The sequence below is a fragment of the Geoanaerobacter pelophilus genome (genome assembly GCF_018476885.1).
Classification (GTDB): Bacteria; Desulfobacterota; Desulfuromonadia; order Geobacterales; family DSM-12255; genus Geoanaerobacter; species Geoanaerobacter pelophilus.
This window is the reverse complement of record NZ_JAHCVJ010000004.1, coordinates 222,707-247,403: the sequence shown is the minus strand read 5'-3', so window position 1 is coordinate 247,403 and position 24,697 is coordinate 222,707. Positions and strand designations below refer to the sequence as shown.

General features: G+C 51.2%; 21 protein-coding genes and 2 tRNA genes. 20 read left to right on the top strand and 3 right to left on the bottom strand.

Features of this window, described 5'->3' with window-relative positions; all coding sequences use genetic code 11:
- The first annotated feature begins 41 nt into the window (after nt 1-41).
- The 7 genes from KI809_RS11595 to KI809_RS11565 all read left to right on the top strand — a co-directional run bounded on the left by KI809_RS11595 (nt 42) and on the right by KI809_RS11565 (nt 8,718).
- A complete protein-coding gene (locus KI809_RS11595; protein ID WP_214171723.1) occupies nt 42-1,697 on the top strand; it encodes an acyl-CoA mutase large subunit family protein in 1,656 nt (551 codons plus the stop codon).
- Nucleotides 1,698-1,813: 116 nt separating this feature from the next.
- Nucleotides 1,814-2,218 carry a methylmalonyl-CoA epimerase gene (gene mce / locus KI809_RS11590; protein ID WP_214171722.1) on the top strand — a complete coding sequence of 135 codons (405 nt, stop codon included), beginning with the start codon at nt 1,814-1,816 and terminating at the stop codon, nt 2,216-2,218.
- A gap of 524 nt (nt 2,219-2,742) precedes the next feature.
- Nucleotides 2,743-4,161 carry a hypothetical protein gene (locus KI809_RS11585; protein ID WP_214171721.1) on the top strand — a complete coding sequence of 473 codons (1,419 nt, stop codon included), beginning with the start codon at nt 2,743-2,745 and terminating at the stop codon, nt 4,159-4,161.
- Nucleotides 4,162-4,277: 116 nt separating this feature from the next.
- Nucleotides 4,278-5,795 carry an FG-GAP repeat domain-containing protein gene (locus KI809_RS11580; RefSeq protein ID WP_214171720.1) on the top strand — a complete coding sequence of 506 codons (1,518 nt, stop codon included), beginning with the start codon at nt 4,278-4,280 and terminating at the stop codon, nt 5,793-5,795.
- A gap of 181 nt (nt 5,796-5,976) precedes the next feature.
- Nucleotides 5,977-7,302, top strand: coding sequence for an ATP phosphoribosyltransferase regulatory subunit (locus KI809_RS11575; protein WP_214171719.1), 1,326 nt, complete (start codon nt 5,977-5,979; stop codon nt 7,300-7,302).
- Entirely contained in the window at nt 7,295-8,587 is a 1,293-nt protein-coding gene (locus KI809_RS11570) for an adenylosuccinate synthase (protein ID WP_214171718.1), read from the top strand. Before KI809_RS11575 ends, KI809_RS11570 begins: the two co-directional genes overlap by 8 nt.
- 55 nt (nt 8,588-8,642) lie before the next feature.
- A tRNA-Lys gene (locus KI809_RS11565) sits at nt 8,643-8,718 on the top strand.
- A gap of 190 nt (nt 8,719-8,908) precedes the next feature.
- Here KI809_RS11565 and yedE read toward each other — a convergent pair.
- Genes yedE through KI809_RS11550 form a run of 3 tightly spaced genes read right to left on the bottom strand, consistent with a single transcriptional unit; the run spans nt 8,909 to nt 11,429 of the window.
- Nucleotides 8,909-9,967, bottom strand: a complete 1,059-nt coding sequence (gene yedE, locus KI809_RS11560; protein ID WP_337833307.1) for a YedE family putative selenium transporter — start codon at nt 9,965-9,967, stop codon at nt 8,909-8,911.
- Between the two features lie 2 nt (nt 9,968-9,969).
- Entirely contained in the window at nt 9,970-10,500 is a 531-nt protein-coding gene (locus tag KI809_RS11555) for a hypothetical protein (RefSeq protein WP_214171717.1), read from the bottom strand.
- 5 nt (nt 10,501-10,505) lie between these two features.
- The gene (locus KI809_RS11550) at nt 10,506-11,429 is read right to left on the bottom strand and encodes a phosphate/phosphite/phosphonate ABC transporter substrate-binding protein (protein ID WP_214171716.1); all 924 of its coding nucleotides are present in this window, start codon (nt 11,427-11,429) and stop codon (nt 10,506-10,508) included.
- Between the two features lie 179 nt (nt 11,430-11,608).
- Between KI809_RS11550 and KI809_RS11545 the strand changes: the two genes are divergently transcribed.
- From KI809_RS11545 to KI809_RS11485, 13 genes are all read left to right on the top strand, one after another.
- Nucleotides 11,609-14,122, top strand: coding sequence for a right-handed parallel beta-helix repeat-containing protein (locus KI809_RS11545; RefSeq protein ID WP_214171715.1), 2,514 nt, complete (start codon nt 11,609-11,611; stop codon nt 14,120-14,122).
- A 4-nt stretch (nt 14,123-14,126) separates the two neighbouring features.
- Nucleotides 14,127-14,873, top strand: coding sequence for a carboxypeptidase regulatory-like domain-containing protein (locus tag KI809_RS11540; protein WP_214171714.1), 747 nt, complete (start codon nt 14,127-14,129; stop codon nt 14,871-14,873).
- 37 nt (nt 14,874-14,910) lie between these two features.
- Nucleotides 14,911-15,471 (top strand): glycine betaine ABC transporter substrate-binding protein, encoded by a 561-nt coding sequence (locus KI809_RS11535; RefSeq protein WP_214171713.1) that lies wholly within the window; start codon nt 14,911-14,913, stop codon nt 15,469-15,471.
- Nucleotides 15,472-15,480: 9 nt separating this feature from the next.
- On the top strand, nt 15,481-16,380 hold the full coding sequence (locus KI809_RS11530) for a ResB-like family cytochrome C biogenesis protein (RefSeq protein ID WP_214171712.1): 900 nt from the start codon (nt 15,481-15,483) through the stop codon (nt 16,378-16,380).
- On the top strand, nt 16,377-18,269 hold the full coding sequence (locus KI809_RS11525) for a permease (protein ID WP_214171711.1): 1,893 nt from the start codon (nt 16,377-16,379) through the stop codon (nt 18,267-18,269). The genes KI809_RS11530 and KI809_RS11525 overlap by 4 nt, the downstream gene beginning before the upstream one ends.
- A 38-nt stretch (nt 18,270-18,307) precedes the next feature.
- Complete coding sequence (locus KI809_RS11520) at nt 18,308-18,628, top strand: cupin domain-containing protein (protein ID WP_214171710.1); 321 nt, start codon at nt 18,308-18,310, stop codon at nt 18,626-18,628.
- Between the two features lie 4 nt (nt 18,629-18,632).
- Entirely contained in the window at nt 18,633-18,947 is a 315-nt protein-coding gene (locus tag KI809_RS11515; RefSeq protein ID WP_214171709.1) for a GeoRSP system PqqD family peptide chaperone, read from the top strand.
- Nucleotides 18,940-19,971 carry a GeoRSP system radical SAM/SPASM protein gene (locus tag KI809_RS11510; RefSeq protein ID WP_214171708.1) on the top strand — a complete coding sequence of 344 codons (1,032 nt, stop codon included), beginning with the start codon at nt 18,940-18,942 and terminating at the stop codon, nt 19,969-19,971. Before KI809_RS11515 ends, KI809_RS11510 begins: the two co-directional genes overlap by 8 nt.
- 2 nt (nt 19,972-19,973) lie before the next feature.
- The gene (locus KI809_RS20870) at nt 19,974-20,837 is read left to right on the top strand and encodes an SPASM domain-containing protein (RefSeq protein WP_214171707.1); all 864 of its coding nucleotides are present in this window, start codon (nt 19,974-19,976) and stop codon (nt 20,835-20,837) included.
- 116 nt (nt 20,838-20,953) lie between these two features.
- Nucleotides 20,954-21,044, top strand: a tRNA-Ser gene (locus KI809_RS11500).
- Between the two features lie 191 nt (nt 21,045-21,235).
- Nucleotides 21,236-22,498, top strand: a complete 1,263-nt coding sequence (locus KI809_RS11495; RefSeq protein WP_214171706.1) for a tyrosine-type recombinase/integrase — start codon at nt 21,236-21,238, stop codon at nt 22,496-22,498.
- Nucleotides 22,499-22,898: 400 nt separating this feature from the next.
- The gene (locus KI809_RS11490) at nt 22,899-23,126 is read left to right on the top strand and encodes a helix-turn-helix transcriptional regulator (protein ID WP_214171705.1); all 228 of its coding nucleotides are present in this window, start codon (nt 22,899-22,901) and stop codon (nt 23,124-23,126) included.
- Nucleotides 23,116-24,321: a hypothetical protein gene (locus tag KI809_RS11485; protein ID WP_214171704.1), complete on the top strand. Its 1,206-nt coding sequence runs from the start codon at nt 23,116-23,118 to the stop codon at nt 24,319-24,321. The genes KI809_RS11490 and KI809_RS11485 overlap by 11 nt, the downstream gene beginning before the upstream one ends.
- Nucleotides 24,322-24,697: the final 376 nt, after the last annotated feature.

Sequence of the window (24,697 nt, the reverse complement as noted above, 5' to 3'; positions counted from 1 at the left end):
AGCGGCACTGATGTAACACAAAGCAACCGAAGGAGAACATGATGGGTATTAGCGACAAGAAAAAGGCCTGGAGCGAAACTGTTGTTGCCAAGAATATAACCAGGGCCCCGGAAAGAAAGCCGCAGTTTCTTACCAGCTCAAATATTGAGATGGACCGATGCTTCACCCCTGACTTCGAATATCCCGGTTACGAGGAGGAGCTGGGCTTTCCCGGCCAGTTCCCGTATACCCGCGGTGTTCAGCCAACAATGTACCGCGGCCGGTTCTGGACCATGAGGCAGTATGCAGGATTCGGTACTGCGAAAGAGTCCAACGAGCGCTATAAATACCTGCTTCAGGCCGGTCAGACAGGACTTTCAGTCGCCTTCGACCTGCCAACCCAGATGGGCTACGATTCTGATGCATCCATGAGCCAGGGCGAGGTCGGCAAAGTAGGAGTTGCCATCGACTCTTTAGCCGACATGGAGATCCTTTTCGACGGGATTCCGCTCGACACAGTATCCACCTCCATGACGATTAACTCAACGGCGGCGATCCTGCTCTGCATGTACATTGCCGTGGCCGAGAAGCAGGGTGTTTCAGCGGACAAGATTTCCGGCACTATCCAGAACGATATCCTCAAGGAGTACATGGCCCGCGGGACCTACATCTATCCGCCGAAAGAGTCGATGCGGATCATCACCGACATCTTCGCTTATTGCAAGGACCATGTGCCCAAGTGGAATACCATCTCCATATCCGGCTATCATATTCGGGAGGCCGGTTCCAGCGCAGTGCAGGAAGTTGCCTTCACCTTGGCCGACGGCATTGCTTATGTTGAGGCTGCCATCAAGGCCGGGCTGGACGTGGACGAATTTGCGCCACGACTGGCTTTCTTCTTTAATGCGCACAACAACCTGTTTGAAGAGGTTGCCAAGTTCCGTGCCGCCCGCAGGATGTGGGCAAAGATCATGAAGGAGCGGTTCGGCGCAAAAGATCCGAAATCGCAGATGCTTCGCTTTCATACCCAGACAGCGGGATGCACCCTTACGGCACAACAGCCGGATAACAATATCATGCGGGTAACTATTCAGGCTTTGGCCGCAGTGCTCGGCGGCACCCAGTCTCTGCATACCAACTCCCGCGATGAGGCGTTGGCTCTGCCGACGGAAGATTCGGTCCGCATTGCGCTTCGTACCCAGCAGGTGATCGCCTATGAGTCTGGTGCAGCTGATTCTATCGACCCTCTTGCTGGCAGCTTCCTGATAGAGTCACTTACTGACCAGATCGAAAAGGCGGCAACTGATTACATCGAAAGGATCGACAAGCTTGGTGGGGCGGTAGAGGCCATTTCCAGAGGGTTTCAGCAGAAAGAGATCCAGGATTCGGCGTATGCCTACCAGAAGTCGATCGAGTCAACCGACCTGGTTATTGTCGGTGTCAATAAATTCACTGTTGCCAGCGAAGCTGCGCCGGAACTGCTCAAGGTCAAGGAAGAAGTCGAAGTTTCTCAGAAGAAGGCGCTTGCGGCTATGAAGGCAGGTCGTGACAGCGCTAAGGTCAGCGCAACGCTGCAAAACCTTGAGGCGGTAGCCAAAGGCTCCGACAATGTCATGCCTGCCATACTCGATGCTGTCAAGGCTTACGCAACACTTGGCGAGATCGCGGACGTCTTCCGCAGGGTCTTCGGCAAGCACACCGAGACAGTCGTTCTCTAATTAATCACGCACCATCCTGGAGCGGCCCACATGGGCCGCCCTCTTTATTTCGCTGCCTGTTTCCAGTTTGTAACCGGGTTGTGATATTAGTCGATTATTCTGACAGGAGTCGTTCGATGTTGACCAAAATCAATCATATCGGTGTTGCCGTAAAATCTATCGATGAGGCCCTGCCATTTTACCGCGATCAGCTTGGCATGGCTTTCAAGGGGAGCGAAGAGGTTCTGGAGCAAAAGGTCAAGGTCGCCATGTTACAGGTAGGCGAATCAAAGATTGAGCTGCTTGAGCCGACCTCGCCAGAGAGTCCTGTGGCAAAATTTCTTGAGAAAAACGGCCCAGGGATCCATCACCTGGCATACGAGGTTGCGGATATCGTCGCTGCTATTGCCCACCTGAAAAAAGAGGGGGCCAGGATGATTGACGAGACCCCGAGGAATGGTGCCCATGGCACCCTCATTGCCTTTGTTCATCCGAAAAGCAGTAACGGCGTATTGACAGAATTGTGTCAGGCTGGGCATTAGCGAGCTATAATTGTGCGATTTCAGTAACATTGTTTGAAAAAATCGCTTGACTTGCGTTTGATAATTCGTATATTTATGACTAAATTTTAGAACATTATGGTTCCTGGGTTAGCTGTAGAGCTGATCGCCGGAACCGCTTGTGGCGCCGGTGCGGTGATTGGCCATTATGAAAAATGAACACAGGCGCTTGACAGATGGAGTATTGCTGTATAAACTTACGCAAATTTAACGGTCCATGCAGATGACATACACTAGACAGACCACACATAAGAGGCCGCGAGCCTTGAAGGTGCAAGCTGACGGTTATTCAAGCTTCTGCAGGAGTAGTGTTGTGAAGACGCCCGATTCGTACGGAATGAAGTGATCCCTGTGCGGCATCGGGTTTTTGTTATTCATCTTTTTACCATGTCATAGCAGTCTCATGTCCATGAACGAAAGGTGGTGATTTCCGTTCCTGTAAGAACCGCAACACGCAGCAAATAAATTTAAATGAGTTTTTATCAACCATGAAGGGGGTATTACACATGAAGAAAAAATTGATCGTAGCAGCTACCGCCGGAGCCCTTACCCTGGCAGCATCACAGGCATTCGCCCTTGAAAACCAGTTCAACGGTATGTACAAGCTGAAGTACATTGTTGGCAACTATGAAACAGGTGGTTCTGCTTATCTTACACCTAACAAGAAAAGTGCTACTGCTGCCAACTACTTTGAGCAGCGCGCCCGCATCTTCTACACTGCCAAAGCAACTGAAGGGCTTGCTCTCAAGACCGGTTTTGAGATCGATTCCGTATTCGGTGATCGTGCCCAGAACCTTGCTTCGCGTGGTAGTGGCGGTGCTCTGGAGTCTGACGCCACCAACCTTGAAACCAAGTGGGTCTATCTCGATTTTGCCATCCCATCTACTCCGGTTAGTGTAAAGGCCGGTATCCAGCCATACAAAGATGCGATCAAAGGGACCTTCCTTGACGGCGATATCGCCGGTATTTATGCCTCCGGCAAGTTTGGTGCAGCTACCACCGGTATTGGTTATTTCCGCGCCTATGAAGGCTATAGCAACGGTTTTGTTATTGCCCCGCGCGGTACCGACAACCTTGACATTCTTGCAGTTGATGCTGCTTATGCACTTACCAAAAACATTAATGTTGGTGGCGCCTATTACCTCTACGCTGACTACAGAACTGCTGCTGCCAAAGTCATCAATACCTTGGCCCTTACTGCTGACGCCAAGGTTGGTCCGGCGACCATCAGCGGCTTTGCTGCCTATCAGGGCGGTTATAGCAAGGGCAACACCACTGGCGTAAGCAACCGTTCGGTCAGCGCCATGGCTGCCAACGTAGCGGCTAAGATGCCGGTTGGCCCAGGTACTGCCAAGGCTGCATTCCTCTTTACCTCCGGCGACAAGAAGACTACTGACAGCGTGGATCGCACTTGGACCAGCGCTACAACCAATATCCAGGGATCGAATACTGGTGTTGTTACCTCTTCATCAACTGCAGGAGTTACCGTTCCGAACACCACTGTCCAGACCCCTGCTGCTACAGCCGCCAACTCCTACAATGAGTCCGGCATGATGCTCCTCAACCGTAACACCGCTGCCGGCGGGACCTCGACTGACCAGGAAATCTTCTACACCACCTCGGGCGTTGGTGGTAGAGGTGTTACCCTCCTTACCTTTGGTTACGATGCCAGCATCACTCCGAAACTGTTTGTGAACAGCAATGTCGGTTTTGGTTTGAACTCAGCCAGCAACGGCGGCAACGGCAATCAGTTTGTCGGCACCGAGATCAACACCGAAGTCGGCTACAAACTGTATGACAACCTGACCTCCAGCGTCCAGGCTGCTTATGTGTTCCTTGGCGACTTCTACAAGAATTCTCTTGGCACTGGCAGCGACCCGGTCAACCCTTACACTGCTCGGGTAGTTCTTAGCTACACTTTCTAATTCATGTTGTCTTGATGGACTTGAGGCGGGCTGCAAAGCCCGCCTTTTTTTGTTTGACATGTCTTTGTCTTGCCGTTAATTTCACTCTGTTCTCCGTACGATATCGGGAGGTATGCATGACCAGATCGAAGCTGATGATGTGCCTGTTATTTATAATCCTTTGTACGTCTCTGAATGCTTGGGGCGGGCCACTCAAGCTTTTTGTGCCTGAGTTCAGGATCGCCGGAAGCGGAGCGCCGGATGAAATGAAGGCAACGCTTGCCTCACTGTTCGCCTCAAGGATTGAAGGGGATGCTGTGCAGGTGGTTGATTCTGCCCAGGTTGCAGATGCCACTGCCGCAGGCTCCTATTCCGCGATTGGTAAAATTTTCAGCATTGACCTGCTGGTCAGGGATAAGGTCGGAAAGAACATTGCAAGAGCTTATGAGCAGGGAGAGTCGGCAGACGATGTGATCCCTGCTGTGGGCCGTCTTGCGCAGAAAATCGGCAAGGAACTGGCAAAAATCCCCAGCTTGGAGCCTGCGACTGTTTCAGTTGTAAAGCCCTCGGCACCCGTAACTGCTGAAATTAAGAGTTCAAGTGTAATCAGACCTATTGCTCCGGTCGTGGTGCCGCCGCCTCAAAGCGAGATTATAAGGCCTGATCCGGTGAAAAAGCTTGCAGAGAGCGGTATGATCGGCCAGAGGCTTGATGGTGCGATGGTGGCCATGGCCCAAGGTAAAACCTTGCCGGGTGACGAGCGTGAACTGTTTCTGGCGCTCGAACGGGAAATTCGTTTGTATCGGCAGGCAAAGACACTAACACTGCTTGCAGCAGTGAGCGATTTCCGGGCAAGCGAAAAAATTCTTGGTATTGATTCTGCGGATCTCGACGGTGATGGCGATTTAGAGCTGTATGTAACCTTGGTGCGTGGAGAGAATTTGACGTCGCAGGTTTGGTCGGTCGCTAATGGCAACCTGGTCAAAGTTGCCACTGACCTGCCATATTTTTTCCGTAGGGTTTCGGTTGGTAATGGCAAAAGTAAAATCCTGGCACAAGGAATGGGGAGCGATACCGACTTCCAGGCCGAGATCGGGGAAGTTGTTAAAAAGGGCAATACCTTCGAGGTTAGGCCATTTCGTAAGTTTACTTCTCCCATTTCAATATACACTATCGGTTGGATCGATGCCGGCGACGGAAAACTCTTTTCCGTATCCTACAGCGAGGATGGCTACCTTGTGCTGAAGGACGATAAAAACGAAGAACTCTGGAGGAGTTCAGACCGGTTCGGCGGATCAGAGGAGTTTTTCAGCCGGGAAGACCAACAGAATGTCAGGGTAACTGGCGAATTGTATCGGAAGGCCTATCTTGATCAGAGAATCATTGCAACGGCGAACGGTGAATTGATCGTCCCGAGAAATGAGGGTATCTGGACTACTGGCACCGGACGATCGTTTTCTAAAAACAGCATCTACGCATTTGCCTGGAACGGAGCGGTCCTTGATGAGCGCTGGCACACTCGCGAGAGCCGGCATTACCTGGCTGACTATTTTTATGATGAACTGCGCAAGGAACTGGTGCTGCTTGAAGTGATCAAAAAAGACGGCATTATTCAGAAGGGCGCAAGTGCCATTTCAATCAAAAAGGTAGATTGAGCCGCGCTGGCGATAACCGCTATTTACGGATTGAACGGGACGGTTTGCACCGTCCCGTTTTCTTGGGTTATACATTGACTTTCAGGCAGCATGTTGCTAGCATCCCACTGTTTTGCATTTACCGGGCGGCTACCGCTAACGCAAAGATCAGCTTCATTATGGAACATGTTTAGGATAGCGTATGTACGATCCGAATCGCATAGATGCCCAGTTGCCTCGGGGGGTCACTGATTTCCTCCCTGATATCGCCGACAAGATAGGTCATATTCAGGGGCGAATCCAGCGGGTATTTGAGTCGTGGGGGTTCAGAAGGATAATGACCCCGATGCTTGAATTTGAGGATGTCCTGGCTTTGGGTATGGGCGAAGGCCTCCGTTCGCGGACCTTCAGGTTCGACGATCGTCAGAGTGGCCGAATGCTGGCTGTGCCGCCGGACATTACTCCTCAGGTCGCACGCATTGTCGCCACACGCATGCGAGGTTTACCGTTCCCCCACCGCCTTAGCTACCTTGGCCGGGTTTTGCGTCATGCTGAGATTCAGTCTGGCCGGAGTCGAGAAATACTCCAGGCGGGTGTAGAACTGATCGGGCTGGAGTCGCCGGAAGCTGATGCCGAGATGATTGCCATGGCCATTGAGGCGCTGCAGTCTCTTGGGTTTGAAGATTTCAAGCTGGATATCGGCCAGGTTGAATTTTTCCGTGGCATCATGGACGCCGCAGCACTGGATGAAGAAACAACTTGGCGGATTAAGTCAGCTATTGGCAAAAAAGATGTTTCAGCTATTGGGGGTATCCTTAATGGTCTGCAGCTTTCTGATACAATAAAAGAGGCAATTGCCTCGCTGCCTCGTCTCTTCGGCGATCGCCGGATACTCGCAGAAGCCGAGCGGGTTGCCGTGCATGAGCGATCGAGAAAGGCGCTAAGCAACATTGAGCAGGTGCTCGAAATTCTTGATCTTTATGGCTTGTCACAGTATTTGACCATAGATCTTGGCGAGATTCGAGGGCTTGATTACCATACCGGGATAACTTTCGAGGGGTTTGTTGCTGGTTTCGGCGAGGCCGTATGCAGCGGTGGCCGGTACGACCAGCTGATGGAGCGTTACGGCTGCCCGGCGCCGGCTACAGGTTTTGCCTTCAATATCCTGTCCCTAATGTCGGCCCTTGAACGTCAGCCCGATGTCCAATCAAGCGTTGTCCGCGATTTTTTGTTATTCAATGCGGAAGAGAATCGGGAAGAAGTTCTTAAAGTTGCAAAATGCCTTCGGGAAATGGGATATTCTGCCGTCAGAGACATTATCAGACGGGATTACGCCAGCTCACTTGAGTATGCCCGTCAGGCTGGAATACGCAGGATGCTTGTTGTCGGAGGGGGGTACTCTGCCCCTGATGAACTATATATAGTCAGCGCTGCGGATGGTAGTGGGTTCCCACTTAAAAAAGCTGATCTGTTTAATTGCACAGGACGATTCGATTTTGATCGGTTCAAGGAGAAATTAAATGGCTAACGTGGTGGTAGTCGGTGCCCAATGGGGCGACGAGGGCAAAGGAAAAGTCGTAGATATTTACACGGAGAATGCTGATGCCGTAGTCCGTTACCAAGGTGGCAACAATGCCGGGCACACACTGGTGGTTGACGGAGAGAAGATTGTCCTTCATCTGATCCCGTCAGGCATTCTTCATGAAGGTAAGCGCTGTGTGATCGGCAACGGCGTTGTCCTTGACCCTGAGGTTTTTATCCGCGAGATAACCAATCTCAAGGCCAAAGGCAAGTTGCAGGACGACTCTGTGCTTCGTTTAAGCGAGTCGCTCCACATTATTATGCCCTATCACAAACGCATTGATATCGCCCGAGAGGCAAAAAGCGGCGAAAAGAAGATTGGTACTACTGGACGGGGAATTGGGCCTGCCTATGAAGACAAGATAGGGCGTCGCGGTATTCGTTTGATGGACTTGATTGATCCCGATGTTTTTGGCCGGAAGCTGAAAGAGTTTCTTGTCGAGAAGAATTTTATTCTTGAAAAATATCTTGGCGAAGAGCCTTTTGATTTTGAGCAGATCTACAAGGAATACTGTGGTTACGCTGATGTCCTGAGAAAGTATGTGGACGACACTGCCCTTCAGCTATACAGGGATATTAAGGCAGGGAAGAAGATTCTTTTTGAAGGTGCCCAGGGAACTCTTCTGGATGTCGATCACGGGACCTACCCCTTTGTTACCTCTTCGTCTACGTGTGCCGGTGGTGCGGCTACCGGTAGTGGCGTGTCTCCGCGAGAGATTCATGAAGTAATTGGTATTTCAAAGGCCTATGTAACCAGGGTTGGCGGCGGACCGTTTCCAACAGAGCTTTTTGATGCTGATGGTGAAAAAATCCGTCAGATTGGCAGTGAATTTGGGGCTACTACCGGTCGCCCGAGGCGTTGCGGCTGGTTTGATTCTTTGGTGCTCAGGTATGCCGTGCGGGTTAATGGGCTTACTGGAGTTGCCTTGACAAAGCTTGATGTGCTTGATCAGTTTGACACGATAAAGGTCTGCACCGGCTATTCTTACAACGGAAAAGTCCTTGATGAACTCCCCTCCAACCTTGAGGTTTTCTCTCAGTGCACCCCTGTGTATGAGGAATTGCCGGGCTGGAATGCTGATATTACTACTGCCCGTTGCTTTGCCGATCTGCCTGCTAATGCCCAGGCCTACGTGAAGCGCCTTGAAGAGTTGATCGGTTGTCCCATTGTGCTTGTTTCGGTAGGACCTGGTCGTGAGGCCACGATTACTCTAAAAAATCCATTTAAGTGAAATTTTTTCTTGACGAAAGTTTTATAATAGGGTAAATAAAATTTCTTGTTTGAACGAGCCGCTAGCTCAGTCGGTAGAGCACCTGACTTTTAATCAGGTGGTCGTTGGTTCGACCCCAACGCGGCTCACCAAAAAACACAGGGGGTAGGCAATTGCCTGCCCCCTTTTTTTATTTGCGCCAGAATTGTATGGAGCAGGTTACTTATCTTATTGGCTGGTGGCTTTGCTTAGCCAGACAGCTGCTTGTCGTAATCACAAAAAAAGAAAAGGTACTTAGCGATGCCGCTAAGTACCTTTTTAAACTTTAATTGCTGAATTGTTTTAGTCTGCCAGACGATTCCTTAAAAAAAGTGATACTAGAAGAGAGAAGGCAATTCCTGCGAGCGCGGCGACCTTGCCGTAGATCGGTACGCCTGCCGCAGTCGCGGCAATCCCCCAGGATTGCACCAATGCTCCTCCGAGAAACATCCCAAGGACGGCCATGCCGGCGTCGGTATCACCTTCGCCGGCCTTGACCAATTGGCGAAACGGGCAGCCACCGATCATTACCGAGATCCAGCCGACCAGCAGCATCCCCAGGAAGCTCCAGAAATGCTCAAGATGGGCTCCAGGCTGTCCATAAAGCGAAACACGCATACCGCCTGTTGCTAAGCTTGCAATGGTGGCAGACAAGGCAAAGGCAGCAAACCCTGAGAGCTGAGGGGCTCTTCTCCCCATTAGGAGAATGTCGCGAAGGCTCCCAGTGATGCAGAAACGACTGCGTTGCGCAATTACCCCTATGAACAGGCCGGAAGCTAGTGAGATTAAGACAGGGGCGTGTCTGGAAGAGCTTCCCTCGGTAGACGCAATGACGAAAGCTGGAGGCACCAGCACAAAGAGAAGTAACAATGCGAAAAGAAGAGGTACCAGAAAGCCACTCATTGGGTTTGTCTTTTGCTGTGAGCCCAGGTCAACCCCTCTGGCGAGAAGCTGCAGACCTATCCAGACACCTGAAACCAGACCGGCTGCTGCAATGGCTGCAGTCAGGTCACCGGCGCAAAGCCGCAAAAGCATTTTTATCGGGCAACCCACAAAAATTGCGCATCCGACTATCAGAAAAATCCCTGAAAAAAAACGGAGAGCCGGTGAATTTCCCGATCTAGGTTTGAACTCTCCCGCGATCAAGGAGCTGAATGCCGCCCCCAGCACAAATCCAGGAAGCTCTGGCCGCAGATACTGCAACCGTGCATTACCATGCAACCCCAAGGCCCCTGCACTATTTTCCATGAAGCAGGAGATGCAGATTCCGGAATTCTCAGGGTTTCCCCAGACTGAAAGAAGAACGCCCAAAACGCCCATTGAGATACCGGTGAGAATGATTATCCATGTCTGGCGGCTCACAGTTATTCACACCCTCCGGCGAGACGGCTCTGGAGATAGCGAATATCGTTGAGTCGCGTTTGAGGTGAGGTGCCTGAGCTGAGGGACTTGCTTTTAGCGAGTTCTGATTCTACCAAGTGACTAATCGATTCCCTTCGCGATGTCGGGCTGTTTTTATCAACGTAAGCCCCCTCGAGTTTTACGCCTTGCGCAAAGCTTGCAGCAGCCTCTGTTGGTGCGCCCATGCTGGCAAGGAGTTCGCCCTTAAGGATAAAGGCGTGGGGATCTGAAGGGTAGGAGCGGACAATCTCCTCCAGCTTAAGCAGCGCCTGTTGGTTTTGCTGGGATTTCATAAGGGATTCTACCGATTCATAACGCTTCTGGATAATGAGAAGGCGCGCCTCTCGGAGGAGTTTCTGATCGTTCGCTCTACTGCTGGGAGTTGCATTAGTAGCGGCAGTGTTGCCAAGAGGTAGGAAAGGTAGGGCAAGAGCTGCTACCACAATGAGAAAAAAGGCGATCCATAGGGATCTATCCAGATTGTCGTGGGTCATCGATCTCAGAATTTTTGATATGGCGGCATGTTGACACGTTTTGCCATGTTGCGTATTGCGTCGTACTCGGAATCGGGAAGGATTTCGTAGCCATCGATCCAGGATGACTTCATTACCTTGACCCGCTCTCCGTCGACTTCTGCCGTATCGGTAGGCTTAAGGGCCATCAACGCATCGCGCACTTTTTTTACAAGCTCGGGACTAGTCCCTTTTGGTGCTGCAAAGGTGCAGTAAGGGATTAATGGGCCTTGCGCAATAACAGTAAAATCATCGGGTGAAATTTTTCCGTCACGGGTCATTACTTCCAGATCGAGAACCGGTGCCGCTGCCGCGTCATACTGGCCAAAAAGAACACCATATATGACCTTTTCGTGCTTATGGGAGCCGTTTGGAATGGTGTAATGAGCCAAGTCAGCTTCCGGATTTATCCCGCCGCTCAGCATAAGGTCGTACTCAGCCATATAGCCGGTGGGCGCTAGCATGGGACCGAAAGCGAGGCGCTTCCCTTTTAGGTCACTGATTTTGGTGATACCGCTCCCCTTTTTGGCAATAAGCGACCCTGCGGTGCGTGCCCCGAACTGACCCCGCTTTTCGGTAGTGATCAAGTCGACACCGTATCGCTCCTTTAAAATCACATAGAGCAGTGAATTGGTGTGGGTAATGGCAAATTCGCCTGACTTGAAGCGAGTCTCAAATTCATGGGTGTCCACCGGAACAGCCACAAAATTAACGCCGACCTTATCCGAGAGGTAGCGGGTAAGCGGAAGAAACCTTTTAAGGGTCTCTTCAGTGTTGTTGCAGTTCATGTAACCGATCTTGTATGTTGGTTTTTCCTTGGCATTATTGCAGGAAGCACAGAGCAGAACGGTTAGAGAGAGCAGAAAAAAGGCGGCAAGATGTCTGAGAAAAGAGCATGTTATTTTTCGCATTGCCAGAGTATAGCAAACCATACTTTTTATTGGAAGAAATTTGAGATGTTGCAATTAGTCTGTATCCTCCGGCTTGTGAGCAGGAGCTAAATCATGTACAATTCGCGGCAATTCGGCAACTTTGAGTAGTTAGCTGATGCACAAATGCAGACCGATTACCGGGAGAATGAGGCCGATAAATGAATAAACTGAAGCTTACAGGTTTGCGCAAATGGCAGAGTCTTCGGGTTATTAGTAAGTTGCTGCCGGTTGTTGTTGTGATGGTCGGGTTGCTTACGGCGAGTGCCGCCTCCGCCCAGGTTCTGACGGAGAACACGATATGGAGCGGTGATATCAGGGTCATTGAGGATGTTGTGGTGCCCAGAGGAATAACATTAACGATCCTTCCAGGCGCAAGAATAAAATTTTCACAGGCGGAAAGCACCAAAACCGACCCCGAATACATTTCACCGCTAACTGAGCTGACCATACGAGGGACTCTGCGCGCAGAGGGGACCGCAACAGCGCCGATAGCAATTTCAGGTGAAGTCGGCGTGGCCGGCAGTTGGGCTGGGATCCTCATCGATGGCGGTGTTGCCATCATGCGGGATGTTACAGTACAGAACGCTGAGAACGCAATTCAGGTCTTTTCTGGGAGCGTGACGCTGGATCACGGCTTACTTAAAGGGAATCGTTACGGCCTGGTCGCCCAAGGTAAGGAAAGCCATGTTCGGATGGACGCTACAGTTATCAGGGAAAACGATTATGGCCAACTGTCACTTTCAGGGGCCGAAATAGTCGCTACCTTATCTTCAGTCACAGCTAACACAAAACGCGACCAGGCTGAATGGGCCGGGAAACCCCTAGCTCCTTTCCAGACGTACGGCTTGGCGCCAGTCCTTCCCCTGGCCAGGGTATATAAGGATGAAGTTCTTAAGGGAGAGACGATCTTGCAGGGGCGGATCGAGATCATCGGTCAAGTCCGGGTTCCTGAGGCGTCTCGGCTCGTCATTATGCCCGGAACGGTTATTGAGTTTCGCCGCCGTGATACCAACGGAGACGGGATCGGGGAAAGCGGCTTGCTGATCCAGGGGGTGCTGATTGCTAAAGGGACGCGCAAAGAGCCGATCTTTTTTCGGTCCGCCGAGAAGAATCCCACCATGGGAGATTGGGACTCGATTAACCTGATGAACAGTGATGGGGTTCAGAATTTGATCGAGTATTGCCAGATTGAAGATGCGTACCGGGGCGTGCATTTCCACTTCTCCAATGTCATGGTCAATAGGTCTGTTTTTACGAATAATTACCGTGGGGTACAGTTTCAGGAATCACTTGTAGAGATTGTCAACAACAGGTTTTATGGCAATAAGAGCGCAGTTCAGGGGCGGGATTCTGAGATCCAGTTTTTGGGAAATCTGGTTACGCAAAACCTGCGAGGGGTGAATATCTACAGGGCTGGTGCGACTGTCAGCGGAAACCGTTTTTCTGGCAACACCATCGATGGTTTGAGAATAAGGGATTCCGGGGCAGCTGTTGAACGGAATGTCCTTGATTCGAATCGTTACGGGTTGATGGCGCAGGATGCCTCCTACGGAAAATACTCGTCGAACCTAGTATCCGGCAATGCGGAGTTGGGGTTTTCGCTCAAGGCTATCGACAATCTTGAGCTCAGCGGTAATTATATCTCCGGCAACGGAACAAACGGTATAAGTCTCCAGGATGTCAGGGCTTTGGTAAAGAGCAATTCCTTTACCGACAACAGGGAGCGCGGCATTGGTATTATCTCGTTTGATGGCACCATTACGGCGAATAATTTTGCCGGCAATGGTCTTTATGCCATCGATCTGGAGTCTGCAGGGGATGTTGCGGCACCGGGCAACTGGTGGGGCGGAGACGCGCCGGACAAGGTCATTTTCGATGGTAGTGATGCTTCATCACGGGGAAAGGTCATTTCAACCGGGGCCAGTGCAACGCCGCTGCCCGTTGTCTGGCCGTTGGATAGCGTCCCTGTTGATCTGCGCTGGCGGGGCAATATCGTGGCAAATCACAATATCACGGTTCCGTCGGGTGTTTCGCTCGACATTGCGCCCGGAACGAAGATTTCTCTCGCGGCTGACGTAAGTATGTTCATAACGGGAAAGCTCAAAGCCCAGGGTAAGCCTGGGGCACGAATCACCTTTGTTTCCACAGAGCCGGTACGGCCTGGCTTTTGGGGTGAGATTCTCCTGGAGCGCGCTTCTGACAGCGTCGTGGAGTACTGCGACTTCAAAGGGGCAACCTGGGCTTTGCACAGCCATTTTACCAATTTAGTCTTGTCTGACAGTCGGTTCGAAAGCAATTATGGCGGGATGCGCTTCCGAAGCGGCCCCGTGACCATATCCCGCTCGCAGTTCAGGGACAATGAGATTGGGATCCGGTCATATCGTGGAGTGGCGCTGGTGGCAGATAACGAAATTTCCGGGAACGAGATTGGCATTTTTGTCCGTGAAAAAGGGAGTGGTCTGGATATCCGCAATAATGACCTTTCCGGTAATAAAAGCTATGCCATCAGGATCGGCGACTTTAATGATGAAGATGTGAAAGCTGTCGGCAACTGGTGGGGCGCAGGAGATCCCGGAAATTTTATTTTCGATGCCAGGCAGGAGGAGGGTATCGGCTTTGTCAGGCATGAACCGGCTCTGACGGTTAAACCCAATGAAGGCAGCAAGGAGTAGCGGTATGGGCAAGATCTTTTCCCTGTTTATAGTGTGCAGCGTATTGATGTCCGGTACAGCGTGGTGTGAAAACCGACAATTGCGAGGCACCATTATGGATGAGTCCGGCAAGCCGGTCGCCGGCGCTGAACTGTTTTTGTATGATTCGGTCAAGACAAAGCGCCAAGCTGATTATATATCGGCTAAAACCGGGGCAGACGGTAGATTTACCATGGTTGTGCCCAGCTCTGTTTACTGGGGCGTGGCGCGGGTTCGCCATGGCGACAAATACGGACCGCTTCTTGCTGGGGACTTGCATTCCGGAGAGCCTTTAGAGATCGACCTTTCCGAACGTGGTCAAGATGTTGTTTTTACCGTGGCTGATATTCAGGAATTGTCGAAGACAAAGACCAGGAGCCAGAATGACATGTCCCGGCTCGAAGGGAAAGTGCTTGACCAAGGTGGGCTGCCGGTTGCCGGGGCAACCGTATATGTCTGGAAAGCGCCGTGGAGTGAAAGGTTGCCGGACTTGATGTCGTCATGGACGGAGAAAAAAGGAGGCTATGCTCTCTACCTATCTCCGGGGAGCTATTTGGTGATGGCTTCCACGGAATTTCCACCGCATGCTGCTGCTGGTAACATGGAAAAGCTGACAATCGTCACAGGCCAGAAAAATGTTGCTTTAAATTTGCAAGTCATTAAAATGGAGGCTGATTCAACAAGCAGTTCAGTCAATTTACCGGCTGATGGTCTATCTCTTGACGATGAATAGCCAATGAATTTAGCGTAGAAGAAAGAGAGCAATGTGTATGAAAAACTTTTTTGCAGTACTTGTTCTGGCCCTGATGCTGGTTGTGTCTCATGAGGCAAGTGCTTGCGTTGGCAAAGTTTTGTATATAGGAATATCCAATTCACCTGTTGAACAGCTTATTGCCGAGATGGTGGCGACACTGGTGACAGAGAGGACTGGGACCTCGGTAAAGATAGTCTCTTTCAAAGAGACGAAAGAAGTTTATGCCGCGGCAAGAAAGGGTGAAATCGGGCTGGTGATCGAGAATCGCGACCGGGCATTTGATGTAATCGGCAAGCCGCGTGACAATAACGCCAAAACGGGCCAAGAGACCTTGAAACGCGAATATCAGAAAACGCTGCACATGGTCTGGCTTGATTCATTAGGTGGAACTCCTCCCTATGCCCCGGTGCTTACCACAGATACCCTGAGTTCTCTCCCTGCTCTCCCTAAGCTGCTGAACAAGCTTTCCGGAATTTTGACCGAGGATGCTTATAACAAGCTGGTCAAGTCGGCACGGTCTGATGAAAAGCCAAAGAAGGTGGCGCGGGACTTTCTTAAGGCGAAGCGGCTGATATAGCCTGCCCTCATGGTTGAACGTTTCTGGAAGCTTCTGACATCTACGCGGTTCGCCCTTGCCCTGTTTGGGATTCTTTCCGTGATGTCGATCCTTGGCACCCTGCCTGGGCTCGAAGCAATCTATCGTCAGCCTTTTTTTCGGGTGATGGTTGGGCTTCTTGGTTTTTCCACGCTTGCATGTACGCTGCAAAAAAGGAAAAGCTTGAGGTGGCCTGTCCTGGTTATTCATTCCGGCGTCGTTATAACCTTGATCGGTGGCATGCTGAGCTGGCTCGGCTATGTTGCCACTGTCAATGCCTACGAAGGCGACACAGTTGAAACCTTCTTCAGGTGGGATATCGAGAAGGACGTGCCTCTCGGTTTCAAATTGACCATAGATCGGATCACTACTGATTTTTACCCGGTTCCGGTAAAGGTCGGAGTTATGAGGGGCGAAGAAAAGAAAGAGCTGTTCACCCTGAAGACCGGAGAATTTTTTAAGCTGGATCAATATAGCATCCGCGCTGACAGGCTGGAGCCGGTTTCGGAGAAACTCAGTTTAACAGTATTCCGGAACGGCGAGAAAATCGGCACAACCGACACTGAAGGCATGGCAGCGCTTCCTGCTGAATTTCCGTACAGATTCAAACTGGTTGCTTTTCAGGATCCTGTGCTCAGACGGATGTGGGTGGACCTGAGCTTGGCTGAAAAGGGTCAGGCAGTGGTCAAGGGGACGAGTGAGATTAATGCCCCGCTGCAATGGCAAGGGCTCTCAATATTCAATACCCGGATTTCATATGACCCTGCCGGAAGAAAGTTCGCAGGGATCCAGGTTGTTAAGGACCCGGGACGACCGCTGGTGTTTGCCGGCATGATTATTACCTCCTTGGGAGGATTGTTTGCTTTTGCTCGAAGAAAGGTTTGGGGATGAAGTCGTTTTTTCAAAAGCAAACCGAAGAGTGTCAGGTTCATGGCGGGCATGCAAAAAAAGCCAACGGCGCCCTGCTTGTTATGGTTTTTGCCTCGCTGGCGCTAATTATCTGGCATGTCTGGGTTTACGGCACCAGTGGCAAAGTCGTAAAATTTGAAAACAGCTCGAACTCTTTTCCTCTGCTGATTGTAAACGAAATATGGGATCTGCTTTTTAACAAGAGGGGCGTTGTACCTGAACTGTGGGAAGTCTTCCCTTATTTCATTGTAGGTATTCTGCTGGCCGGCTATCTTCGTACCTACAAGATAGCGGTGAAGCTCCAGGCCTCGCTTAGGAAATATGGCGTTCTAAGCATATTTATCGCTTCCTTTGTCGGAATCATTACGCCTCTTTGTGCCTGCGGAACCCTGACAACCGCAATCAGCCTGCTCTTTGCCGGACTGCCGCTTGCTCCAGTCATGTCGCTCATGATTACCTCCTCGCTGCTCAGTCCCTCAACTTATCTGGTAACCCTGAACGACCTCGGGCCTGAATGGACTGTGATACGGACCATCGCTGCCCTTTTCATGGGAGTTTTCGCCGGACTGGTAACACAGTTTCTCCGTACCCGGGGATTTGAAACCAAAAACCTCTTTATCGAAGGGGCGATAACCAGAGGTGATTTTCACGACGAGGATTACCCTGATGAACGGTTGAGGTGTAACTGCAAGCAGAAGTTCGGCAATCGGGTTGCTGTCAGGACCGATAACAAGTTTCTGATCTTCCTGGCAAAATCATCGGAAATGCTCTGGATGGTGGGAAAGTACATTATTGTCGGTGTGGTCATGGGGGCTATTGTAGAGCGATATATGCCGACTGGTTGGGTATATCGATTTTTCGGCCAGAAAGACCCGCTTAACATCGTATGGGTTACCATGGTCTCAGTGCCGATGTTTCTTCACCAGCTCAGCGCCTCGAGCATTCTTGCCCATGTCAAAGGGGCACTGGACGGTACCCTTGATGGTGGTGCCGCTTTGGCATTCATGATAGGCGGACCGGTTACCGCCGTCCCTACAATGATTCTCTTCTGGACGATCTTCAAAAAGCGGGTTTTTGCGCTCTATATGTTTGTCTGTCTTGGCGGTACCATCCTGATTGCCTACACCTTTCAGGCATTTGTCTTTGTGCCTGGCGTTGATACCGGCAACGAACTGTTGCGCGGAGTCAGTCAGCTTTCCGGCGGCAAATCAGCAGTGCTTGCGAAACAGGGGAGCAATGTCAGGATGGTCATGGACCCTGGGGGAAAGGGGCTGATAGCAACTTTCCGCAATGAACTAGACGGCCAGGGTGGCGTTGTATTTGACGCTGGCTACGAGCGCTTCCTTGCCGCCTCGTCAGATATGCACGACAACAGAAAATACTTTGTTAATGCGGCAAAGTGGTTGCGGGATAACAGCGATGCACAGGCAAGACCGGATATTCTTGTCTATGATATCTCTTCGGGGAGGCACGAGGTTTTGAGCAAAATGGCCCTCGCTGATTTTGATCGGGCAGGGTTTAAGGTAAAAATTGTTAAAAAAGGTGACGCTGAGAAAATTACTTCAGCTTCTCTCGCTAATTACGGGCAATTATGGCTTGTTTTCAGCGGTGATTCCCGTTTGGCGGACAGCGAGTTTAAAGCGGTTTCTCAATTCAACGGCGACGGGAAGGGGATGCTGATTGTTGCCGGTGCAGGCAGTCAGGCTGCAGAGCCATTGATGGGAGTAAATCAACTTTCAGCCAAATATGGCGTCACTTTTTCCGGCAATGCTGACAGTAGAGGGGAAATATCAGTGGGGATGGCTTCCCGGATTTTTGCCAATGCTTCAGAAGTCTTAGGGAAATTTTTGAAGATTGTTCACAAAGCCTGATTCCGGCAATTCAGGGCATATCATAAGGGGGATGTTGCATGAAAACTCAGGTATTGGATGCACGTAATTTAAAGAAATTCAGTGATGAAAAGCGCCATCAAGAGACCATCTGGTCGGATGACCATGCCAGAATCAGCCTCTTGTGCATGAAGCCGGGCCAGGAGGTCATAACCCACACCCATCATGGCAGTCATATCTGGACCGTTATCGAAGGGAAAGGTGAGCTTGTCTCGGGCAAGCAGACCCAAACTATTGAGGTCGGGCAGATTGTGGTCGTCCCAGCATTGGAGGATCACGGCATTAGGAACTCCTCGCAGGAGAACCTGGTTATTGCCTCGATTACTGCGCAAGGTGACTAGGTCAATGGCTGCCAAGATCGTACGCAATCCGGATGTCCTCTGGCGCGAGGAAGACGAGGCCCGCGATGAAGTCCACGCTGCTCTCGAACAAGGCGGTGACGTGAGCGACGTCGGCACCTCGCTTCTGTTCGCCAATGGCCAGATGGTCGTTTTAAACCTGCTTGGTACCGAGATCTGGAAGCGGTGCGACGGCAAGAGCCTTGCTGAGTTGATTGATGAACTGCTGGCCGAGTTTGAGGTCGAAAAGGACATTCTGCTTGAAGACGTTTCCGGGTTCCTCGCGGAATTGGCAGGGAAAGGTTTCATCGTTTATGAATGAACCAGTTGCATCAGGAGGGGGAACCCCCGCCTGGATAGTAAAGGCGCCGCTTACCATTAACTGGGCGCTTAACAATAGCTGCAATTTCAACTGCAAGCACTGTTACAGTCGTGTCGATACCGGTGATGAACTTAGCCAGGAGCTGCTTTGCGCTGCTATGGCCAAAGTAGCCAAGATGGGCGTACTGGCGGTGAATTTCGGTGGCGGGGAGCCTCTACTCCGTTCCGATCTCAAAGAAATCGCTTCATGTGCAGCCAAAAGTGGCCTGCAGGTTTCCATGAATAGCAACGGTTACTATATTGATCGTGAGACCGCGTCTGCATTGAAAGCAGCCGGATTTGCCAAGATCGGCATCAGTATTGACAGCCCTCTTGCTGAAGTTCACGATAGTTTCCGCGGTGTTGCGGGAAGCCATGAACGAGCTTGCGCGGCACTTTCCCATTTGTCGGAGGCTGGCATCAGAACCTCCATCTCTACCGTTATCTGCAAAATCAATCATACTGAGGTCGACGCTCTCCTGGCCTTTGCCAAAGCCCACGGTGCGCAACAGATAAACTTCCATAACTTCAAATGCTCCGGGCTTGGTATGGCCAACCGCGATGAGCTGGACCTTTCTCCGCAGGAATGGCGGGTTTTTTACCGCAAGGCCCTTGCTGCCAAGGAGAACGGCGCTGGACTGGACATCTCCTTTGATGATCCGATTATCGCGTCGCTTGGGTTGAAGGGTGGGGCAGGTTCTCTTGTGAAAGGGAGCGTCTGCGGCAAGCTCTCGCTGAATATCAAGAGCAATGGTGACATTACTCCTTGCGGCTTTATCCCGATCGTCATCGGCAATATTGTGCGCGATGACTTGGCTGAAATCTGGCGCGACTCTCAGGTTCTTGACAAGCTCCGCCACAAGGAGCCTACAGGCAAGTGTGTTTCGTGCAGTTCTTACGATGAGTGTCTTGGCGGATGCAGTGCCCGGGCTCTGGCCGTAACCGGCGATTTTAACAATCCTGACCCACATTGTTGGGAAGATTGAGCGTGGAGCTTCGTTCCCCGATCAGACTTTACTGGGACATTACGCCAATCCCTGAAAACCCGCCGGACTACGGCAGCATTTGCTCCGAGCTTGCCGGGAGCCGCGCACTGACACTCCATATAACCGATCTGGGGGCGACTCTCAGCGCCGAAACTTCCGCTGTTGTCAGTCGCTTTGCCGGGTCGCCCCTGCTTTTGCTGCTCATCGTTTCACATCGGTCTGCCCGCGATGCTGTCGCTCTTCTGGCATCTGGTGTCAAGAAGCTGTTTGTAGATGTCTTGTCACCGGATGACATCCAGGGAGTACCATTAACCCAGATATCAGGTATTTCCTTCAGAATCACCCGAGAAAATCACTGTCTGCTCCCCGAAATAATTGAAGCTTGCCTGGAAAATGGGGTGGCTGAGTTACAGCTCCCGATGGAGCGGCTGATGGCCGGTGCCGAGCCGCTTTGTCTCACGGTTGTTGAGCGTGAGCAGCTTGCGGCAAGGGTTGCCGCAGTGTCTTTTTTAGGGAAGCTGGTGGTAACGGCCAATGACCCTTTTCTCTGGCGGGTCGTGCATCCGACGGTTCCATTCCCGGACGGCATTTGCCAGGCGGCAAATACCATGCTTGCCATTGCTCCAAACGGTGATGTGTATCCGTGTCCCGCAATGCCTATTCTACTGGGGAATCTCCAGAATGCTGCTTTTCGAGATATTGTCTCTTCCCAGCAAAAAAAGGAATTTCGAGCATCAATTGTCTCACGTCCTGCCGCATGCCTTGATTGCCCCATGATTAGTGATTGCCGTGGCGGTTGCCGGGGGCGGGGGCATTTTGTGCAGGGAACTTTGGATGGAGCTGATCCGGCTTGCGATATGGGCTAAAGCATTCGTCTGGATAAGCTAAGCAGCTTTTTCATTAGCTGGAGGATGAGACTTTTAGAGGATGTCATAAATTATCTTTACAAAACAAAGGGAGCTATAATATAGTTCCGCGTTACGGAGAGATGTCCGAGCGGCTGAAGGAGCACGCCTGGAAAGCGTGTGTATGTTAATAGCGTACCGAGGGTTCGAATCCCTCTCTCTCCGCCATTTAACAATCTGGCGAAGTCCAATGTAGTCCAAAAGCCTCTGAGAAATCAGGGGCTTTTTGCTTTTTATCATCCTAGTAGATCCAGCTCTGTCTTTTGACATCCGATGTTTTATGTGGTAGATTTACACCAAATATACCACAAAAAATTTCGCGTACCACAAAAACCTACCACAATAGCTGGAGGTGGCTTATGCCGAGGCGGATTGTACCACTAACTGATGTTCAGGTCAGAAATGCCAAACCGAAAGAAAAGGACTATAAGCTGCCAGACGGTTATGGGCTTTATTTGCTCGTAACCAAAACTGGCGGGCGGCTCTGGCGATTCAATTACATTTTCGATAACAAGCCGAATCAATTATCCCTCGGCTCCTACCCAGAAATTACACTTGCAGATGCCCGTCAACGACGGGAAGATGCCCGCAAGCTCCTTGCCCACGGAATTAGCCCTGGGGAAGCCCGCAAAGCAGAAAAACAGTCGCAGACCCAAGAAACTGAGACCTTCGAGGCAATCGCCTTGGAGTGGTACAACCGTCAGGTACCGGTCTGGGCGGCCACCCATGCCGCAACTGTTATCAGCCGTCTGAAGCATGACGTTTTCCCGCATATTGGTACGCGAGCTATTTCCGAACTGAAAGCAACTGACATGCTGCAGGTTTTTCGGCGCATAGAGGCCCGTGAGAAGCTTGAAACAGCACACCGCGTAAAATCCATCTGCGGACAGGTCTTCCGGTATGCTGTCGCCACAGGCCGAGCCGAGCGCGATTGCACGGCCGACTTGAGAGGCACGCTAACACCGGTCATCCCCAAACACCATGCGGCCCTCACAGACCCGAAAGATGTTGCCCCTTTCCTGCGGGCTATCGATGAGTACGGAGGTTCGTTTATCGTCAAGTGTGCAATGCGCCTGTCGGCTCTCGTTTTCCTCCGACCGGGTGAATTGCGACTGGCGGAATGGACAGAATTTGATCTCGATGCGGGCGAATGGAACGTGCCGATCGAGCGGATGAAACTCAAGAAGCGCCTGAAGGAATCGCGAAAAGGCGAAAAGCACCTTGTCCCGCTAGCACAGCAGGCAATAGATGTGCTTAAGGAGCTTCAAAAGGTAACCGGCGGAGGTAAGTACCTCTTTCCGAGCATGACTACCAATCTGAAACCGATCAGCGACGTTACGATCAATCAAGCGATCCGGCGCATGGGGTACGAAAAAGGCGAAATGACCGCCCACGGTTTCAGGGCGATGGCCCGGACGATCCTTGAGGAGGTCCTGCATGTTCAGCCTGAGATCATCGAACATCAACTGGCTCACGTTGTCAGGGATTCGCTCGGGCGGGCTTACAATCGCACAACTCACCTGGCAGCACGGAAAAAGATGATGCAGACGTGGGCTGACTATCTCGATAACCTGAAATCTGGGGCAAAAGTCATACAGATATCTGAGCGATCTGCAGGCTGAGGAATTATTTGTTGATTCTGAATGTTTCAGCTTGTAACATATTGTTTTAATTGTATTTTATTAAAAGAAATCCCTTGACGCGATCGACTGAGACGGTATTATAATGTCTCAAATTGATTGATCCGGTCCGGCATGGCGGGCCAACGGTCACGGCATAGACCCGGCAGCAGCAATATTCGGCCTGCTGTCATTTGGATTGGGTCTCCCATGCATCAAATGCAACGGCCATTTCCCCGAAACGGGGCAGTGGCCGTTTTTTGTTTTTCTGGCCGGCAGTTGAAGAAACCGTCAAATGGAATGCAGGGGCACCTTCCCCCATAGAAGATATTACAAGTAGGACAGTATGTTCCAAACCTGTCCGGATGCTTCCGTTAATCGCACACTGAATCATGGAGGTTTTATGCACAGCAAGTTACCCGAGACCGGCTTTGTCCGGTTGCCCAGCATCATCGGTGACGCGAAGGCCAACCCGCCCATCCCTCCTTTGTATCCTGTCAGTCGTTCCACCTGGTGGGAAGGTGTGCGGTCCGGACGTTATCCCCAGCCGGTAAAACTCGGTCCCAGGATCACCGCCTGGCGGGTTGAGGATATCCGCTCACTGATCGCCCGCAACACGCATGCCGAATAACCGTGCCCGGTCAAGTGGATACAGCATAACCGATGCCGGCACGATTACCGGAAGCGAAGTAAATATGCCTGAAGATAACAAGCTATATGCCGTAGAAGATGTTGAAGAACTCCTGGCAGAGTTCAACAGTCCGAAAAACAGGCTCACGGTCTTCAAACCGTTTGTTCGTTATTTTGGTGACTTGAACACGGCCATTATTCTTTCTGAGATATTTACCTGGAGCTACCACTTTCGAGGTCGCAAGTTGCCGGGAATCGGATGCGGCTGGTTTTACCGACAATATGAACCTTCCTGCAAGCAACAGGAGCTTGACGGCGCTTCAGGTGTTGACGTTGCCGCTGATGAAATTAATGAAAGCACAGGCAGGGAGGCTGAAGGGAAGACTTGGCTCGAAAGGGTCGGACTTCGAGAGGATGTTGTCAGGAAGATAGTCAAAGTCTTGGTGAAGGATGGCTATGTCCAGACCGTCGTTAAGAAGGCGAACGGAGCCCCCACCTGCCACTATAAATTTGTACGCGGTAAGTTACTGGAATTAATGGATACCCTCAAAAAGCAGGAAAGGAACCCTGTAAATGTCAGGGAACGTTTCCCGAAAAAAGCAGGGAAGGAAACCCTCAAAATCCGTGATTCCTTAACAGAAGAAACAGCAGAGATTACCCAGAACACAACGACAGAGCAGATCCTGGTGTTGTTATCCGGCTCGCCGTTTTCAAAAATCTCTGAAAATGATCTGATCATCCTGATAAAGCGCCACGGGAGCGAGAGGGTTATGCAGGCTGCTGACATCGCGGCAGAAAGCTGGCGACGGGAGCACACTGAGATCCGTAATCCCGGTGGCTATCTCCAGGCACTCTGTGATGACCTCGTCGTACCGGAATGGTATGAACCACCTCATGTTCGCGCTGCCAAGGCAGAGGCTGCCGCAGAACGTAAACGTGCCGAGGCCAGGAGAAAGGAAGAGCAACAGGCGACTGAGGAAAGAGAAGCACAGGAACGAGATAGTCACTGGATCTCACTGACAATGGAAGACCGTCAGAAATATCGTGACGAAGCCAGGGCATCTTCAACACTTTTTCATGATCTCAAAGATGAACATCTTGACGGGATTGCAAAACTGAATGCTTGGGAGCAGTGCCAACAAATGATCACAAATACCGGCCTTACTGGTGAGCCTACCACTGAAAGCTCAGAGTAATCAGCGTGTTGCCGAGATATAGGAAACAAACAAAACAGTTACAACTTTTCAGATAGGAGAGGTTTTTCGCAGCATCATTGCCCGGTGTACCCAGAGCCGTCGAGCCACTTGGCCCGGCCGGACACCACCCATGGGATTGGCCAACCTAAGCAGAGCCCTTTCATGTCGAGGTCAAGGCACCTCTACCTCCCATGATCGAACGTTGTACCGGAAACCATTAGATGGCGGACCAGGTATCGGCCCCTGAGTCCTGAACGCAGTGGCGAGGCGTTTCCCGGAACAGCACAATCGAGGACCTGTTTGATGTGATCCACCGGTAGAGTCCCGGTTCACGACAGACAGCAGGACAGACGGCAGGAATCCTTGCCCGGTCCAC

What these genes read in the sequence shown, in the direction of transcription:
- KI809_RS11585 (WP_214171721.1), top strand. Translation starts at nt 2,743, where the DNA reads ATGAAGAAAAAATTGATCGTAGCAGCTACCGCCGGAGCCCTTACCCTG.
- KI809_RS11490 (WP_214171705.1), top strand. Translation starts at nt 22,899, where the DNA reads ATGCACAGCAAGTTACCCGAGACCGGCTTTGTCCGGTTGCCCAGCATC.
- KI809_RS11550 (WP_214171716.1), bottom strand. Translation starts at nt 11,429, where the DNA reads ATGCGAAAAATAACATGCTCTTTTCTCAGACATCTTGCCGCCTTTTTT.
- KI809_RS11510 (WP_214171708.1), top strand. Translation starts at nt 18,940, where the DNA reads ATGAATGAACCAGTTGCATCAGGAGGGGGAACCCCCGCCTGGATAGTA.
- KI809_RS11530 (WP_214171712.1), top strand. Translation starts at nt 15,481, where the DNA reads ATGGTTGAACGTTTCTGGAAGCTTCTGACATCTACGCGGTTCGCCCTT.
- KI809_RS11535 (WP_214171713.1), top strand. Translation starts at nt 14,911, where the DNA reads ATGAAAAACTTTTTTGCAGTACTTGTTCTGGCCCTGATGCTGGTTGTG.
- mce (WP_214171722.1), top strand. Translation starts at nt 1,814, where the DNA reads ATGTTGACCAAAATCAATCATATCGGTGTTGCCGTAAAATCTATCGAT.
- KI809_RS11520 (WP_214171710.1), top strand. Translation starts at nt 18,308, where the DNA reads ATGAAAACTCAGGTATTGGATGCACGTAATTTAAAGAAATTCAGTGAT.
- KI809_RS11515 (WP_214171709.1), top strand. Translation starts at nt 18,633, where the DNA reads ATGGCTGCCAAGATCGTACGCAATCCGGATGTCCTCTGGCGCGAGGAA.
- KI809_RS11575 (WP_214171719.1), top strand. Translation starts at nt 5,977, where the DNA reads ATGTACGATCCGAATCGCATAGATGCCCAGTTGCCTCGGGGGGTCACT.
- KI809_RS11545 (WP_214171715.1), top strand. Translation starts at nt 11,609, where the DNA reads ATGAATAAACTGAAGCTTACAGGTTTGCGCAAATGGCAGAGTCTTCGG.
- KI809_RS11525 (WP_214171711.1), top strand. Translation starts at nt 16,377, where the DNA reads ATGAAGTCGTTTTTTCAAAAGCAAACCGAAGAGTGTCAGGTTCATGGC.
- KI809_RS11555 (WP_214171717.1), bottom strand. Translation starts at nt 10,500, where the DNA reads ATGACCCACGACAATCTGGATAGATCCCTATGGATCGCCTTTTTTCTC.
- KI809_RS11485 (WP_214171704.1), top strand. Translation starts at nt 23,116, where the DNA reads ATGCCGAATAACCGTGCCCGGTCAAGTGGATACAGCATAACCGATGCC.
- KI809_RS11495 (WP_214171706.1), top strand. Translation starts at nt 21,236, where the DNA reads ATGCCGAGGCGGATTGTACCACTAACTGATGTTCAGGTCAGAAATGCC.
- KI809_RS11580 (WP_214171720.1), top strand. Translation starts at nt 4,278, where the DNA reads ATGACCAGATCGAAGCTGATGATGTGCCTGTTATTTATAATCCTTTGT.
- KI809_RS11570 (WP_214171718.1), top strand. Translation starts at nt 7,295, where the DNA reads ATGGCTAACGTGGTGGTAGTCGGTGCCCAATGGGGCGACGAGGGCAAA.
- KI809_RS11540 (WP_214171714.1), top strand. Translation starts at nt 14,127, where the DNA reads ATGGGCAAGATCTTTTCCCTGTTTATAGTGTGCAGCGTATTGATGTCC.
- KI809_RS11595 (WP_214171723.1), top strand. Translation starts at nt 42, where the DNA reads ATGGGTATTAGCGACAAGAAAAAGGCCTGGAGCGAAACTGTTGTTGCC.